Here is a 15529-nt window from a genome sequence, read left to right as displayed (position 1 = left end):
CGCGAGCTTGGCAAATGGCAAGTCTCGCGCCCCTGACGGCCCGCAATATTAACTGACCGACGGGTCAGGCTGTAGCCTTAACCACGCCAACCTGGGTTTTTTTCGCGAAATGATCTCTGGTCAGCTTGACCACGATGGGGCTAAGCAGCAGCAACGACATCAGGTTGGGAATCGCCATCAGGCCGTTGAGGGTGTCGGCCACCAGCCAGGCGAAGTCCAGCTGGGCAATGGCACCAAACGGCACCGCCAACACCCAGAGGATGCGGAACGGCAGAATCGCCTTGGTGCCGACCATATATTCCCAGCACTTCTCGCCGAAGTAGCTCCAGCCGAGGATGGTGGTAAAGGCGAACACCACCAGGGCGACGGTCAGAAGATAACCGCCGACGCCCGGCATGGCCTGTTCGAAGGCTGCCGCCGACAGTGCCGCACCGCTGACACCGCTGGTCCATACGCCGGAGGTGATGATCGCCAGGCCAGTCATCGAGCAGATGATGATGGTGTCGATAAAGGTTCCGAGCATGCCGATCATTCCCGAACGTACCGGGCTGTTGGTGGTGCCGGCCGCCTGAGCGATACCGGCAGTACCCAGACCTGCTTCGTTGGAGAAGATACCGCGGGCCACACCGAAGCGGATCGCCGCCATCACCGCCGCACCGGCAAAACCACCGGTAGCAGCAATCGGGGTAAAGGCGTAGGTGAAGATCATTTCAAAGGCTTTCGGGATTTCCGCGGCATTGACCACCAGCACCACCATGGCGGCGATGATGTAGGCCACACACATAAAGGGCACCAGGGTCGCGGCCACCTTACCAATACGCTTGATACCGCCGAGGATGACCATGCCGACGAAGAGCATGGTGACCAGGCCGGTCAGCCACAGCGGCACATTGAAGGTGGTTTGCAGCGCTGCGGCCATGCTGTTGACCTGCACCATGTTGCCGATGCCGAAGCCGGCGAAGCCGCCGAAGATGGCGAAGGCAGTGCCCAGCCACAGCCACTTCTTGCCCAGGCCGTTCTTGATGGCGTACATCGGCCCGCCGACGTGCTCGCCGCGGTCGTCCTTCTCGCGGTAATGCACCGCCAGCACCACTTCGCAGTACTTGGTGGCCATACCCACCAGTGCGGTGCACCACATCCAGAACAGTGCACCCGGGCCGCCGAGGAAGATCGCGGTGGCCACGCCGGCGATATTGCCGGTACCCACGGTGGCGGCCAGACAGGTCATCAACGCCTGGAACGGGCTGATCTCGCCGCTCTCGGCATCGCCTTTCTTGCGGCCCTGCCACATCAGCTTGAAGCCAGCGCCGATCTTGGTCAGCGGCATGAAATTCAGGCGCAGCATGAGGAACAGACCGGTGCCGAGAATCAGGACCAGCATGGGCGGGCCCCAGACCACGCCATTGAGTTGATTGACCAGGGTGTTGATGAATTCCATGTTGGTTTCCTTATTCTTGTAGTGAGCGCGAGGTGGGTATCCTTCGCTTGCGCGACCGCCGGATAGGCGCTGTTGCAATGCGGTTAACCCCTCAGGTGAGCGTTAACCGCCGACAACGGGTCGGCAATGCCTGTCAGCCACAGCCAGGGCTGCCCCGAGATTGGGGGCGTCAGTATATGAAGACTTGTGCAGTTGTTTTAACTGTTTAGATTCAATTACTTGGACGTTTTTATCGTGAACCTGCGGTTACCCGGGAGTTAAGGCCTTTGTTCAACAACAAAGACCGCATAAACACAGAGGCCATCAGGGCTGGTTTACCTACCGGGCGCGGGGATCAGAAATCGCGCCGGTAGAAAATATCCAGGGAGCTGGCCAGCCCGCTGGCGGCCTCTAGATAGAGCCGGCGGCTCAGTTCATAGCGCAGCGCTATGGTGTTGGCGGGCTCGAATACACCGACGCCATAGCGCAGGCTAAGCCGCTCGGACAGATTGCCGCTGGCCACCACACTGGTGGTCACCCCACTGCCTTTGGTATCCAGCTGGAAATCGCGCAGCCCCAGGCCCGCGGCCAGGTTGCCGAGCAGCGGCGCACTGCCGGCCATGCCCAGGGCCAATGCCGCCTGGGCAAGCATATTGTTGTCATCACCGCCCTGCCCCAGCGGCCGCCCCAGCACCAGATAGGACAGCGCCTGCTCCTGACTCATGGCCGGTTCCGAGAACACCGTGCTGGTGGGTTGCGCGGCATTGCCGCTGAGGCGCAGCCCCGCCGTCACGTTGTCGACCCGGCGGATCGCTTCGATATCCAGATAGGGCTGGTCGATGGGCCCGGCGAACAGCAGGCGCGCACGGCGGATGGTCAGGCGTTGGCCATAGGCGCGAAATCGCCCCTTGTTCAGGCTCAGTTCGCCGCGGGTATCCAGGTCGTTGCCGATATGTACACGTCCGGCCAGGTCGGCATCCAGGCCAAAACCGCTGAAGCTGAGGCGCTGCTGACCGACTTCGACAGCGATATCCATGGCGATTGCCGGAGCCCGATGCGCCGGGCTTTCGTGGCCAACCACCCGGGCATCACTGGAAACCTGCACGGTTGACGGCGGTAGCTCGCGCACCTCGATCCGGCCGCTGGGGATCAGCACCTTGCCGGTCAGCGCAAGCTGCTCATCGAGCAGGCGCAGGCGCAGGTCCGGCTCGACGTCCAGCGCCGCATAGGGCTCCACCCTGACCGGCAGGCGGCTGCCGCGCAGGCGTATATCGGCGACCATGCCCTGGCTCCAGCTCAGCTCGCCGTCGAGGCTGGCCTGGCCATGCTCGCCACTGCGCCAGCCACCTTCGAGCAGCAGACGCTCGCCGTCGATGCGGGCCTGCAGCTGCAGCTGGGTAAAGTCCAGTGGCAACTCGCCGCCGGACACTTCGCCGTCGAGCAGGCGCAAGTTGCCGTTGACCTGTGGGTCCAGCAGGCCACCGGAGAGGGTTCCTGCCCCGTTGAGCTGGCCGGCGATGCGCTCGACCATGGGCACGAAGGGCCGCGCCAATGCCAGATCCAGGCCGCTCAGACGGAAGCTGCCAGTGAGCGGCTTATCCGCCGGACGCGGGTCGATCCGGGCCTGCAGCTCCAGCTCGCCGATTTTCGGGCCGCGCAATTCCAGCAGGCTGTCGATGCGTTGCGGCCCAAGCTCGGTGTTCAGACGCAGGCTGTCATAGGCAAAGTCCAGCCAGTGTTGCTGGTCACGCACGCGCCAGACGCCGCTGCCGGCATCCAGTTGCAAACGTCCGCTCGGACCACTGGTCGGCAGGTCCAGCTGCAGCAGGCCGTTGAGCTCCCCCTGCCAGGCGAAGTCCTCGGGCAACCAGGGGGCCAGGCTGTCCAGGGGGAAATCGCTCAGGCGCATGCGCAGCCTGGTTTCGGGTAGCAGGCGCTGGGCCTCGCCGCACAGGCTGGCAGGTCCCGAGCGCCAGCAGTGCGCGCCCAGATCCAGCTGGCCGCTGGCCAGGTAGTTGAGGGTTGCCGGTTGCTGCAAGCGCCAGTCCTGGCCGCCGCTCTGCAACTGACCGCTCTGCAGCTGGCCGCGCCAGTTGTCCTGATCCAGACGCCCGGCCAACGCCAGCCGGGTTTGCAGCGACGGTCCCTCAAGCTGCAGCTCAAGGCTCTGGCGCTGACGGTCGCCCTCGGCGCTGGCGTTAAGCCGGCCCAGATTGGTTTCGCCCAACTGGATCCCGCTGACATCGAGATTCAGGCGGCCACGCTGGGCCCTGTCCAGGCTGGCGTTGAGGCTGAGCTGCTGCAGACGCCGATCGCTAAAGGCCAACTGCCTGCCGTCGAGCTGCAACTGGCCTTGCGGTGCCTGCAGGCTGCCGGCCAGATCGAGCTGGCCCTGCAACTGACCCTGCAGCTGCGGCCAGAGCTGCCCCAGACGGGGCATGGCCAGGGTCAGCTGCCCCTGCAATTGCTGCTGCAGCGAGGCTTGGCCGTAGATGCGGTTATCGCCCAGACGCAATTCCAGGCGGCTCAGTTCGCCATTGTCCGGGCTGCCGGCGAACCGCGCCTGGGCCACGGCCGGCTGGCCGCGCAGGCGGCCGCTGAGGTCGATATCGGCTGTCAGTTCGAGGCGTTGATCCTTCAGGCTGCCGCTACTGCTCAGCGGCCCTGCCAGGGTGCCGGGCAACTCCGTCAGCCAGAAGGCGGGATTCAGCTCGCTGAGTTGCAGCTGCACATCCCAGCTCAGCTGTTCGGCAAAACCCAGGCTGACCTGGCCTTCGGCACGGCCCTGGCCGGCCTGCAGGCGCAGCTCGGGCAGATACAGCTTGTGCAGGTCGCCACTTAGCGGGCTCTGCAGGCTGAAGGCTCCGGCGGGGCCCTCCAGTTCGGCGGCAAAGTAGCCAAGGTAATGACCCTTGTCGTAGGCCAGTTCGCCCTGCAGCCTATGCAGCGCCACGGGCAGTTCCTGCTCCAGCGGATAAAGGCGCTGCCAGGGGAAGTCCTGCCAGTCAAACCGGCTGTCGAGGCTAAAGCCCTCCTGCCAGTCCAGACGGCCGCTCAGTTGCACCTGCTGCTGCGGACTGGCAGTCAGGCGCAGCGCCTCGATATCGGCACCGGCAGCGGTTACCAGGGCCTGCAGCACCAGCGCGACGGGTTCTTGCTGGGCCGCCAGGCTGGCACTGCCACTGAGCCGGTAACCGCTCTGCAGATCGCCGTCGGCGCTCAATGCCAGCTGGTCGAAGCGCAGGCTGTCCGGCAGCTCGGTGCTGGCCTTGAAACCCTCGGCCTGCAGTTGCAGGCGGGCCGGAAAATGCTCGGCCAGCGGCTGCAGCTCGCCGCTCAGGCGACCCAGCAGGTAGCCGCTGCTGTCGCCCTGCAGTTGCAGGCGCTCACGCAGATCGCCCTCGACCTGCAAGGCCAGCAGCCAGGGCTGTTGCTGCGGTGCGGGCAGTTGCAACTGGCCAGCGAGCTGCAGCGGCCAGTTGCCAGTGGTCTGCAGCAGGCCCGTCAGCTCGAGCTGCAGTTCGCCGCTGTGCAGGCTCAAGCTGTCGATGCGCAGCCCCCGGGTGGTCCACTGTGCAGCCAGCTGCAGACCCTGCAGCACCTCATTGTCATTGAACAGCAGGCTGTCGATGGCGATCTCGCCCAGCTGCAGGGCCAACGGCAGGGACAGTTCCGGCAAGCTGAAGGCTTCGCTGTCAGCTGCCTCGCCAGGCGGGAACACCAGGCTGATCTGCGCAGCATGCAGGCGCTCGATACACAGGGTCATGCGCAACAGGCAGGCCGGCGACCAGGCCAGGCTCGGGCTGTCGACCCGCACGCTGTTGGCCTCCTGCTGCCAGTGCAGCTGCTCGGCACGCCAGGTACCGCCCAGCGTGCCGCTGAAGCCGTCGACCCGTAACCCGGGCACCTGTTCCAGCAGCCAGCGGCTGCCCGTCTGGCTGCTCAGCAGCAGGCTCAGCCCGGCGCTCAGCAGAAGCAGCACGCAGAACAGGCTTAACAGTGCGTTGCGCAGTCCCTTGCGCGGTAATGGCTTCACAGTTCCGGCCCCATGGAGAAATGCAGGCGCACGCCGCCCTGATCATCCAGCGGATGCGCCAGGTCGAAGCGCAACGGCCCCAGCGGCGAGACCCAGCGCACCCCGAACCCCACCGCGCTTTTCAGCGAGGGGATATCCAGCGAGTTGAAGCTGTTGCCCTGGTCGACAAAGCTCGCCAGCCGCCAGCGCTCGGCGATGCTGTACTGGTATTCGAGGCTGCCGGAGAACAGGTAACGACCACCGACCTTGTCGCCATCGCGGTTCTCCGGCGACAGGCTCTGGTAGTCATAGCCGCGCACGCTCTGGTCGCCGCCAGCGAAAAAGCGCAGCGACGGCGGCACATTGCCGAAGCCGCCGGCCTCGGTGCCGCCGAACTGCACCCGGCCGAGGAAACGATGCCGGCTGGCCAGGGTAGTCAGGCCCTTGAGCTGGACATTGGCATGTACCAGGCTGGTATCGGACAGCAGGCCTTCGGCGGCCCCCTTGAGTTCGAACTGCAGGCGGTAGCCATGGTTGGGGTCGATCTGGTTATTGCTGCGCAACAGCGAATAGCTGACGCCCGGCATTAACAGGGTGCTGCTGCCCCTGTCATCACCCAGGTCGTACTCCTCATGCTGCCATTTCAGCGAGATCACCCGCTGCCAGCCGCTGTCGAGCTTGCGGTGCCACTCCGGGCCGAAGGTGAGCAGGCGGCTGTCGATATCGCTATCGGCCAGATCGTCAAACTGATAGCCGCCGGCAATCCGCAGCTTGTCGGTCAGCGGTGGGTCGAGGGGGATGTCATACCAGAGGCCGAGATTCTGCCGCGGTGCCGACAGCTCGGTTTCCGCACCATAGCTATGACCTTGGGGATTGGCCCAGTGGCGCGTCCAGTTGGCCCGCACCCGCGGCCCCACATCGGTGGAAAACCCCAGGCCAAGACCCATGCTGCGCGGCTGACGGGCCTGCAGCTGAACCACTACCGGGATGCGCAACTGCTCCGCGCTAGCCGGATTGGCATCGACCTGCACCGTCTCGAAATAGCCGCTGGAACGCAGCGCCTGATACAGCTCGGCGATCAGCTCTGAGTCATAGGGGCTATCGGCGGCAAAGGGCGCCATGCGCTGCAACAATTGCGTCTCGAAGGGCACGTCGCCGGTAAAGCTGATCGCGCCCAACTGATAGCGCGGCCCGCTGTCATAGACCAGTTCGATATCGGCCACCCCCGCCGCCGGATCGATATCCAGGCGTTGCCGGGTAAAGCGTCCGGCGAAGAAGCCATAGCGTGACGCCTGATTCTGGATACTGCGTTTGGCCGCCTCGTAACGCCCATGATTGAGTGGCGCACCACTGCGCAACTGGGCATCACGCGGCAGGCGAAACGCCGCGAGCTGACTGGCCGGGCCCTCGATACGCAGGGTCACCTCGCGCAAGCGCAGCCGCTCACCGGAGTTGACGCGCAGGGTCAGGCGCGGCGTCGCGCCATCGCTGACTTCACTGCTGATCTGCGCATGGTAATAGCCCAGGGCCTGGGCCGCCTTTTGTGCCTGCGCTTCGGCGCTGCGCACGTAGCGCCGCAGGGCCCGGGCATCGCGCTCGCCAAGACTGCCGATATGGCCTTCGATATTGTCCTTGAGGGCACTATTGGCCGGCTGCACACGCACGAGCAAACGCGCTTCGGCCAGCACTGAAGAGCCGAGCAATAGCAGAACACATGCAGCAGTAAGCCTGAAGAAAACACCCATGGGCGGATGCTAGCACGAGCAAAGTGCCACCCTAGAGCGTTGAGAACGATTTTCAGCACGCAGTTATTTCAACCGGTAACCGCCGTTCAAACCCAACCAAGGCCAGTATCCATGGGCAAAACGATTACCGGTGGTGATCGACAGCGCCCTAGGCGCTGGCCTTGATTGCCGGTTGCGGGCTGGGGTGAAAGAAGACGTGCTCGATGATCGGGCCGACCGCCACCTCGCCAATCTCCTGGTAGCCCTGACGCTTGTAGAAGTCCAGGTAATGGCTGTTGCCGGTATCCAGCACCACCCCCTGGGAGCCGGTATCTTCGGCGCACCAGTTGTGCAGCGCTTCAAGCAGTTGTTCGCCGAGGTGCTGGCCCTGATATTGCGGATGCACACCCAGCAGCGGCAGCACGTGATAAGGGCCAGGCGGCAGGCAGGCGATTACCGCATCATGGTACTCAAGGTAGCGCTTGGTGCAGCGAAAGCCGGTGGTCAGCAGCATGCGCATACGCCAGTTCCAGCTCTCGGTGATATCCATGCGCCGTTGAGGCGGCGCGATCAGGGCCATGCCGATCAGGCGATCGTCGATCAGCAAGCCGATGGCCGGCAGGTCCTCGCTGAAGTGCTGCTGCACCAGCTCGCGCACGGTGGCGCGCACACGCTGGTCATAGCCGGGCCGGTCGGCTTCGAACAGGTAGGCAAAGGTGGGGTCGTGGCGGTAGGCGTGATACAGCAGCGAGCGGGCTTCGCGGGCATAGCCGCTGTCGAGCATACGAACTTCGGCGGGACTGTTGGGCATGGTATTGACCTCAGTTCTTCTTTATTTATGGGCCTGATGCCACGTTAGCACTGCACTGCGCCGGCCGCCATACGGCTGGCCCGCCTCCGGCGAATGGGCTAGCATCCCCTGCTTTCCAGAGCGCAACCCAGGACTGCCGCCCATGAAGATCGTCTCCTTCAATATCAATGGCCTGCGCGCACGCCCCCATCAATTAGCGGCGCTGATCGACAAGCACCAGCCCGATGTGATCGGCCTGCAGGAAACCAAAGTGGCCGACGAGCAGTTTCCCGAGGCGCAGATTCGTGAGCTGGGTTACCAGGTGCATTACCACGGTCAGAAGGGCCACTACGGCGTCGCCCTGCTCTCACGCCAGGAGCCGCTTACGCTGCACAAGGGTTTTCCGGGTGACGCCGAAGACGCTCAGCGGCGCTTTATCTACGGCACCTTTGCCGATGCCCAGGGCAACCCGGTCACCGTGATGAACGGCTACTTCCCCCAGGGCGAAAGCCGCGACCACCCCACCAAGTTCCCGGCCAAGCAACGCTTCTACGCCGACCTGCAGAACCTGCTGCTAAGCCAGTTCAGCCCCGAGCAAGCCCTGGTGGTGATGGGCGATATCAATATTTCGCCGGAGGATTGCGACATCGGCATCGGCGAGCCGAACCGCCTGCGCTGGCTGAAAACCGGCAAGTGCAGCTTCCTGCCGGAAGAACGCGAGTGGCTGGCGACCCTGAAGAACTGGGGCCTGATCGACAGTTTCCGCCATCTCAATCCGGCGGTGAATGATCGCTTCAGCTGGTTCGATTACCGCAGCCGCGGCTTCGAGGACGACCCCAAGCGCGGCCTGCGCATCGACGTGATCCTCGCCTCCCAGGCGCTGCAAGAGCGGATCAAGGATGCCGGCGTCGATTATGAGCTGCGCGGCATGGAGAAGCCCTCGGATCATGCGCCGATCTGGCTTGAACTGGGCTGACCACTGCCACCGACCGGGGCGGTCGGCACCCTGCTGACCCGTCCCATCGCAGAGCCCTCCAGGCATCACCCCGTCGTCATATTGCGGTCATATTTTTGTCTTATCTTCGCAGCACCTTCACTCACCACAAGGTGTCTGCCGCATGTCGCGCGCCCTCTCCACGTCTGACCGTGAAACCTGGCTTCGCACCCTCAGCTTTCTGCTGCTCGGCTCCGTCTGCTATGCCCTGCCCTGGTCGGTCCTGGCCGCCGATAACAACGCCAGCGTGCTGCGTATCCAGGGTTCCAACACCATAGGCGCACGGCTGGGGCCGGCACTGGTCGAAGGCATGCTGGAAGAACAGGGCCTGAGCGCCATCCGCATCGAAGCCGGGATGGTGGAAAACGAGCAGAGGATAGTCGCCACAAACGCCGATGGCCGCCGTCTGAGCATCGAAGTGGCCGCACACGGCTCGGGCACCGGTTTTAGCGCCCTGGCCGACGGCAGCGCCGAGCTGGCCGCCTCTTCGCGGCCGATCAAGGACAGCGAAGCCAGCAACCTGGCCGCCCTGGGCGATCTGACCAGCCGTGAGGCCGAGCAGATTATCGCCCTCGATGGGCTGGCGATCATTCTGCACCCGAGCAACCCACTGACGGCCCTGAGCACCGAGCAACTGGCCCAGGTGTTTGCCGGCGAGCTGAGCGACTGGGCACAGCTCGGCGCGCCGCCCGGCCCCATTAGCCTGTACGCCCGCGATGACAAGTCCGGCACCTTCGACACCTTCAAGGAACTGGTGTTGAGCGCCAACGCCAGGACCCTGGCCGCCCACGCCAAGCGCTATGAGTCCAGCGAGCAGCTCTCCGATGCAGTCAGCCAGGACCGCAACGCCATCGGTTTTATCGGCCTGCCCTATATCCGCCAGGCCAAGGCCCTGGCGATCGCCGCCGGCGACTCGCAGCCCATGCTGCCCACCCCGGCCTTGATTGCCACCGAGGACTACCCCTTGTCGCGGCGTCTGTTCCTCTATAACCAGCCCGCATTGGCCAACCCCTGGGCGCGTGCCCTGGTCCAGTTCGCCCATAGCCCGCGTGGCCAGGCCATTGTCGAGCGCAGCGGCTTTATTGCGCAGAACGTGCAGGCCATGCAGGTCGCGGCCACCCCCGAGATGCCCGCCCGGTACCAGGCGCTGACCCGGGAGGCACAGCGGCTGTCGGTGAATTTTCGTTTCCAGCAAGGCAGTGCCAGCCTGGATAACAAGGCCCTGCGCGATCTGCCGCGGCTACTCGATTACCTGCAGCAGCAGAACAAACTCGAGCGCAAGGTGGTGCTGGTCGGCTTCGGCGACGCCAAGGCCGATGTCGCTCGCGCCGAGCTGCTGTCCAAGCTGCGCGCCATGGCCGTGCGCCGCGAGCTGAGCAAAGCCGGGGTCAGCTTCCGCGATATCATCGGTCTCGGCGACGAACTGCCGGTGGCCGCCAACAACGCCGATGACGGACGTATCCGCAACCGCCGGGTCGAGGTCTGGGTTTATTGAGCCGGCGGCCTACTCCCGCTTCGGCGGGACTTGGCGTAACCTCTGGGAAGACGGCCGCATGAAGGTGGCGGCCGTTACTCGGCAGACAGGGGAATGCAGGCGGATGGATGTGCAGATCGAAGCGTTGCAGCGCCATGGCCGCACACTGTGGCAGGTACGCATGGGGCCGCGGGGGCTGACCTTTTATGAGGAGCTGGCCGCCCGCGCCTTTGCCGCTCAACTGCATCAGCGCCTGCTCTGGCTGCGCGAACTGGCCGCCGCCGACAAGGACCAGCCAACCTCCTGAGCCCACACCCAGGCCCTAGCGGTAGCGTGAGAAGAACGCGTCCAGCGACAGCGGCATCTCGACCCCATAGCCCTGCACGAAGTCGATGCCCATGGCAGCCAGGCACTCACGGATGCTGGCCGTTTCGACGTACTCGGCGATGGTCTTGCGCCCCAGCACATGGGCAATCTCGTTGATCGACTTGACCATGGCATGGTCGCTCGGCGAGCGCTCGATTTCCTTGACGAAGCTGCCATCGATCTTGACGTAATCCACCGGCAGGCGCTTGAGGTACTCGTAGGACGAAAAACCGGTGCCGAAATCGTCGATGGAAAAGGTGCAGCCGACCCGTTGCAGGTAACGCACCAGGTCGGCGGTCTTGGTCAGGTTGGCCACCGCGGCGGTTTCGGTCAGCTCGAAGCAGATACGCTGCGGCGGTATCGCGTAGTCCTCGAACAGCGACTCGATAAACTCGAGCAGGCGGTCGTCATTCAGGCTGCTGCCGGACAGGTTGACCGACAGGCCGCTGCAGTGATCCCAGATGCCCGGGTGCTGGGCCAGACCGCTGAACACCCGCTTGAGCACCCAGCGGTCGACCTTGGTCATGCGGTTATAGCGTTCGGCGGCGCTGATGAAGTCCAGCAACATCAGCTCGTTTTCCATCACCAGCAGCACTTCGTAATGCGGCAGGTGCCCTTTGCTGGATTCGGTGGACGCGATCTGCTGGACCCGCAGGCTAAGCTCGCCGCGTTCGACTATATCGTCCACCCGCCCGGCGATGGCCATCAGCCCGGTGCGGGCACCGTCGATCTCGTCGCTGTAGACATGCACGCGGTTGCGCCCCGCCTCCTTGGCGCTGTTGCAGGCCATCTGCAGGTCGCGGAACAGGTTGATCACATCGTGGCAATCGCGGGTCAGCACGATGCCCAGGCTCATGGTCACGCTATGCGAATGGCCTTGCCATTCCAGCGGGTTGCCTTCTATGGCGGCGCGCAGCGCTTCGGCCTGCAGGCTGGCCTGGTCGGCATCGGCCTGGGGCAGCACCACGGCAAAATCCACCCCACCGATACGCGCCAGGGTTGCCCCTGCGGGTAACTGGGCCGCCAGCAGGCTGGCGGTGTGCTTGAGGTAGGTGTCCCCGGCCAGGGGGCCGAAGCTGGAGTTGAGTACGCTGAACAGGTCGATATGGCCATAGATAAAGGCGCACGGCTGGGGGCTGGCCAGGGCCTGGGCCGCGGCGGCTTCGAAGCTGCGCCGATTGAGCAGACCAGTCAGCTCGTCGTGGCTGCGGGCATAGGCGATATCGCGGTAGAGCTTGCCGACGATGTTCTCCAGATGGTCCTGGATCACACCCTGGCCTTCCGGTGCCGAGGTGCCGATCCAACCGGTGGCGAGCTGGTGCATCAGTTCATGGGACGTGAAACTGCCGGCTTCACGGCCCTGGCTATCGACCAGAACATAGTGGTCGCTGCTCGGGTTGGCCCAGATCAGCTGCAAATGCTGGCCCTTCTGCGTCACCAGCCAGTCGCCTTCCTTGAGCTGCTGAACCCGCTCGCGCCAACGCTGTTGCGCGGGTTCGAGGTCGCGCAAGTCCTGGGTTTGCGCTTGCGGTGGCTGCAGCTCGACCAGCTCGACCGCCTGTTCACCCTGCAACTGCTGTTGCAGCTGATTGAGCACCGGAGTGTGGCGATACTGCCCGGGCAGGAAGCTCTCCATGCGTTTGCGCATCAGCTCCAGAACCGCGCCTGACTCGTAGGCACGTTCGACCGGCTCGCTGTCAGAACCTGCACCGCCGGCCTCCACCTGGAGCCAGTGGTTCAGTTGCCGGATCACCGCCAGATCATCCAGCCATTCGGCGCTCTGTTCGCCGTGACGAATCAGCTCGTGCACCAGCAGTTCGCGCCAGCCGCTGTCCAGTAGATCGAGCAGTATCTGCGGTGCCCGGCTGCCGAACAGCGCCAACAGCTCGCGGCCGACCTGCTGGCGGGCCCGCTCCAGGGCGTCGCGTCCGCGATTGTACTGGCGCACACGATCGGCATTGTTGCTGTAGGCGCGCTGCTGTATGGCCAGCAACTGCTCCAGCTCGTCATTGCAGCGACTGAATACGCTGTTGTCGCCACGATAGTCCGCCACTATGTCGGCAATCAGCTGCTGTACGCGGTTTTCCAGCGCCAGATTGGGCGGGTCGGAAAAATCGCAGAGGCGGATCAGCTTGTCCAGAGTGGCCCGGACCGGGTGAGAGGTGTCGGCAAAGGCGGCGGGTTCGAGCATCGCGGCCTGGGCCACCGGCAACATCAGATGGCGCAGCGCCGGCTTGATGTCCTGGGCGATCAGCGACTCCTGCTCGATGTGCTGAAAGAGCTCGGCCACCACCCCGGCATCGTCGCTCTGGCGCGGCGACAAGCTGGCTCCGGCAGCCTGCAGTTCCTGAACAAAGGCCTGGGCCGACCAGCCCTGCTGAGGCGGTTCGAGGCGCTGCACCTGGCTCAGCGCCTGCTGCAGTACTGCCGGGTCGACGGGCTGCGCCGCGACCGGACTCGAACCTACGCCGGAGCCGGCATCCACCGCGCGCAACTGCTGGATCGCCTGGTAGGACGCATCCGGTTTGCGCGCCGCCCGGGCGCGTTGCCGCTCCAGCGCCGGGTGCACCACCGGATCGATGCGCGGCTCGATCTGAAATTCGGCGAAGACCGTATCCAGGTGTTTGAAATAGGCCTGTAGCACCACGCTCAGCTCTTTGGCCGCCGCGGCATAGAAGTGCTCGCGCACCACAGGCAGTTGCCCGCGCAGATTGAGCCGCGACTGCAGCACGCGGATCATGAATTCCAGCGACAGCGGGTTTTCGCGATCTTTCGCGTGGGCCCCGGTGACGGCGTTCAGGCGTGCGCAACTGCGCCACTCCATGACGCCCAGGGGCTCGCGCAGCTGGCGTACCAGGCGGCGCGCTTCGAGCATCTCCTCTACTTCCGCGTCATCGACCAGCTGCCACTCGCTGCCCGAGGGGGTTACGGCCTGGGGGGTGGTGCCGCTGGGCAGGAGTTCAAGGATGGCCGCCACGGTCTGGGCGATGGTGCGCTCACGCAGGGCGCTGCACAGGCGCAGGAAATCGTCGCACCCCTGGGCCTCGAAATTGCTGCGCGCCGACAGGCGCAGTTCATTCAAGGCGCGATTCGAGGCATCGACCAGAGCCTCCAGGCAAGGCGGTAAATGTGTACTGACAGCCTGACACAAGGCAGCGATTACGGCGGTACGCTGTTGCATCGACATCCCCCCTACATCCTGTATTGGCTCGTTTCCACTCAAGCACTATAGACCGCCACAGGCACTTGCACAGGTCGCCAGCAACGCCGCCAGGCGCTTGGCCGACGGCTGGCGTTTACCCCAAACACAAACGCCAAGGCCCGCATCCGCGGGCCTTGGCGTTCTTTGCAGCCGGGGGTTATCCGATCAGCGGCTGGCTTTCATCATGTCGCGGGACATGTACTTGCCGATCTCGAACTTGCCGATGGCCGCGCGGTGCACTTCGTCCGGGCCGTCAGCCAGGCGCAGGGTACGCTGCATGGCGTACCAGTAGGCCAGCGGGAAGTCGTTGGAGACCCCCGCCCCGCCGTGGATCTGGATCGCCCGGTCGATCACCTTGAGGGCGACGTTGGGTGCCACCACCTTGATCTGGGCGATTTCACTGGCAGCGATCTTGTTGCCCACGGTGTCCATCATATAAGCCGCGTTAAGGGTCAGCAGACGGGCCATATTGATTTCCATGCGCGAGTCGGCGATATGGTCGATATTGCCACCCAGGCGTGCCAGTGGCTTGCCGAACGCGGTACGCTCGACCGAACGCTGACACATCAGCTTCAGCGCGCGCTCGGCCATGCCGATGGAGCGCATGCAGTGGTGAATGCGGCCTGGGCCGAGGCGACCCTGGGCGATCTCGAAGCCGCGGCCCTCGCCCAGCAGCACATTTTCATAAGGCACCCGCACGTTTTCGAACAGCACTTCGGCGTGGCCGTGGGGCGCGTCGTCGTAACCGAATACCGGCAGCGGCCGCAGCACCTTGACCCCCGGGGCATCCATCGGCACCAAAATCATCGAGTGCTGCTGGTGGCGCGGGCCGTCTGGGTTGGTCAGGCCCATAAAGATCATGATCTTGCAGCGCGGATCGCAAGCGCCGGAGGTCCACCACTTGCGGCCGTTGATCACCCACTCATCGCCCTGGCGTACGGCGCTGGCCTGCATATTGGTGGCATCGGATGAGGCCACACCGGGTTCGGTCATGGCGAAGGCGGAACGGATGGTGCCGTCCAGCAAAGGCTTGAGCCACTGTTCCTTCTGCGCTTCGTTGGCGTAGCGCACCAGCACTTCCATGTTGCCGGTGTCCGGCGCAGCGCAGTTGAAGGGTTCAGGACCGATCAGGGAACTGCCCATGATCTCGGCCAGCGGTGCATATTCGGTGTTGGTCAGGCCAGCGCCCAGTTCGGAATCCGGCAGAAACAGGTTCCACAGACCTTCAGCCTTGGCCTTGGCCTTCAGCTCTTCCATGATCGCGGTGGGCTGCCAGCGGTCGCCTTCATTGACCTGCTGCTCGAACATGGCCTCGGCTGGATAGACATGGGTCTCCATAAACGCGGTTACGCGTTCACGCAGTTGCTGAACCTTGGGGGAGTAGGCGAAATCCATGGGCGGCTACCTTCTGACGCTGAGTGTGAATGACTGATTCGGTGAGGTGGAAATGATGCTAGATCAGGGACTAGGATTTATCTAACCTATTCTCACCGTGTATAAACATTCATCACCGATATATGATCCATGCGGGTCTGTTGCCATTTCGT

General features: G+C 64.1%; 9 protein-coding genes. 3 read left to right on the top strand and 6 right to left on the bottom strand.

The window, feature by feature from the left end:
- Positions 1 to 64: 64 nt before the first annotated feature.
- From WMW70_RS20010 to WMW70_RS19995, 4 genes are all read right to left on the bottom strand, one after another.
- On the bottom strand, positions 65 to 1438 hold the full coding sequence (locus tag WMW70_RS20010) for an alanine/glycine:cation symporter family protein (RefSeq protein WP_341439213.1): 1374 nt from the start codon (positions 1436 to 1438) through the stop codon (positions 65 to 67).
- A gap of 334 nt (positions 1439 to 1772) precedes the next feature.
- Positions 1773 to 5453 (bottom strand): translocation/assembly module TamB domain-containing protein, encoded by a 3681-nt coding sequence (locus WMW70_RS20005; RefSeq protein ID WP_341439212.1) that lies wholly within the window; start codon positions 5451 to 5453, stop codon positions 1773 to 1775.
- Positions 5450 to 7177, bottom strand: coding sequence for an autotransporter assembly complex protein TamA (locus WMW70_RS20000; RefSeq protein WP_341439211.1), 1728 nt, complete (start codon positions 7175 to 7177; stop codon positions 5450 to 5452). Before WMW70_RS20000 ends, WMW70_RS20005 begins: the two co-directional genes overlap by 4 nt.
- A 148-nt stretch (positions 7178 to 7325) precedes the next feature.
- Complete coding sequence (locus WMW70_RS19995) at positions 7326 to 7967, bottom strand: GNAT family N-acetyltransferase (RefSeq protein WP_341439210.1); 642 nt, start codon at positions 7965 to 7967, stop codon at positions 7326 to 7328.
- Between the two features lie 142 nt (positions 7968 to 8109).
- Here WMW70_RS19995 and xthA point away from each other — a divergent pair, with 142 nt between their 5' ends.
- The 3 genes from xthA to WMW70_RS19980 all read left to right on the top strand — a co-directional run bounded on the left by xthA (position 8110) and on the right by WMW70_RS19980 (position 10721).
- Positions 8110 to 8922 (top strand): exodeoxyribonuclease III, encoded by an 813-nt coding sequence (gene xthA, locus WMW70_RS19990; protein ID WP_341439209.1) that lies wholly within the window; start codon positions 8110 to 8112, stop codon positions 8920 to 8922.
- Between the two features lie 142 nt (positions 8923 to 9064).
- A complete protein-coding gene (locus WMW70_RS19985; protein ID WP_341439208.1) occupies positions 9065 to 10435 on the top strand; it encodes a phosphate ABC transporter substrate-binding/OmpA family protein in 1371 nt (456 codons plus the stop codon).
- Positions 10436 to 10538: 103 nt separating this feature from the next.
- Complete coding sequence (locus tag WMW70_RS19980; protein WP_341439207.1) at positions 10539 to 10721, top strand: hypothetical protein; 183 nt, start codon at positions 10539 to 10541, stop codon at positions 10719 to 10721.
- Positions 10722 to 10736: 15 nt separating this feature from the next.
- Here WMW70_RS19980 and WMW70_RS19975 read toward each other — a convergent pair whose 3' ends face one another.
- Together WMW70_RS19975 and WMW70_RS19970 are read right to left on the bottom strand one after the other, a co-directional pair.
- On the bottom strand, positions 10737 to 13967 hold the full coding sequence (locus WMW70_RS19975) for a DUF1631 family protein (RefSeq protein ID WP_341439206.1): 3231 nt from the start codon (positions 13965 to 13967) through the stop codon (positions 10737 to 10739).
- Between the two features lie 180 nt (positions 13968 to 14147).
- A complete protein-coding gene (locus WMW70_RS19970) occupies positions 14148 to 15377 on the bottom strand; it encodes an acyl-CoA dehydrogenase (protein WP_341439205.1) in 1230 nt (409 codons plus the stop codon).
- Between the last annotated feature and the right edge of the window lie 152 nt (positions 15378 to 15529).

The organism is Pseudomonas sp. XK-1 (assembly GCF_038069885.1).
Classification (GTDB): domain Bacteria; phylum Pseudomonadota; class Gammaproteobacteria; order Pseudomonadales; family Pseudomonadaceae; genus Aquipseudomonas.
Note: the sequence above shows the minus strand (reverse complement) of the source record. Positions and strands in the feature narration are given on the sequence as shown.

Excerpts from the sequence above, each read along its gene's own strand:
- WMW70_RS20010 (WP_341439213.1), bottom strand. The coding sequence starts at position 1,438 with ATGGAATTCATCAACACCCTGGTCAATCAACTCAATGGCGTGGTCTGG.
- WMW70_RS19995 (WP_341439210.1), bottom strand. The coding sequence starts at position 7,967 with ATGCCCAACAGTCCCGCCGAAGTTCGTATGCTCGACAGCGGCTATGCC.
- WMW70_RS20000 (WP_341439211.1), bottom strand. The coding sequence starts at position 7,177 with ATGGGTGTTTTCTTCAGGCTTACTGCTGCATGTGTTCTGCTATTGCTC.
- WMW70_RS19970 (WP_341439205.1), bottom strand. The coding sequence starts at position 15,377 with ATGGATTTCGCCTACTCCCCCAAGGTTCAGCAACTGCGTGAACGCGTA.
- WMW70_RS19975 (WP_341439206.1), bottom strand. The coding sequence starts at position 13,967 with ATGTCGATGCAACAGCGTACCGCCGTAATCGCTGCCTTGTGTCAGGCT.
- WMW70_RS19985 (WP_341439208.1), top strand. The coding sequence starts at position 9,065 with ATGTCGCGCGCCCTCTCCACGTCTGACCGTGAAACCTGGCTTCGCACC.
- xthA (WP_341439209.1), top strand. The coding sequence starts at position 8,110 with ATGAAGATCGTCTCCTTCAATATCAATGGCCTGCGCGCACGCCCCCAT.
- WMW70_RS19980 (WP_341439207.1), top strand. The coding sequence starts at position 10,539 with ATGGATGTGCAGATCGAAGCGTTGCAGCGCCATGGCCGCACACTGTGG.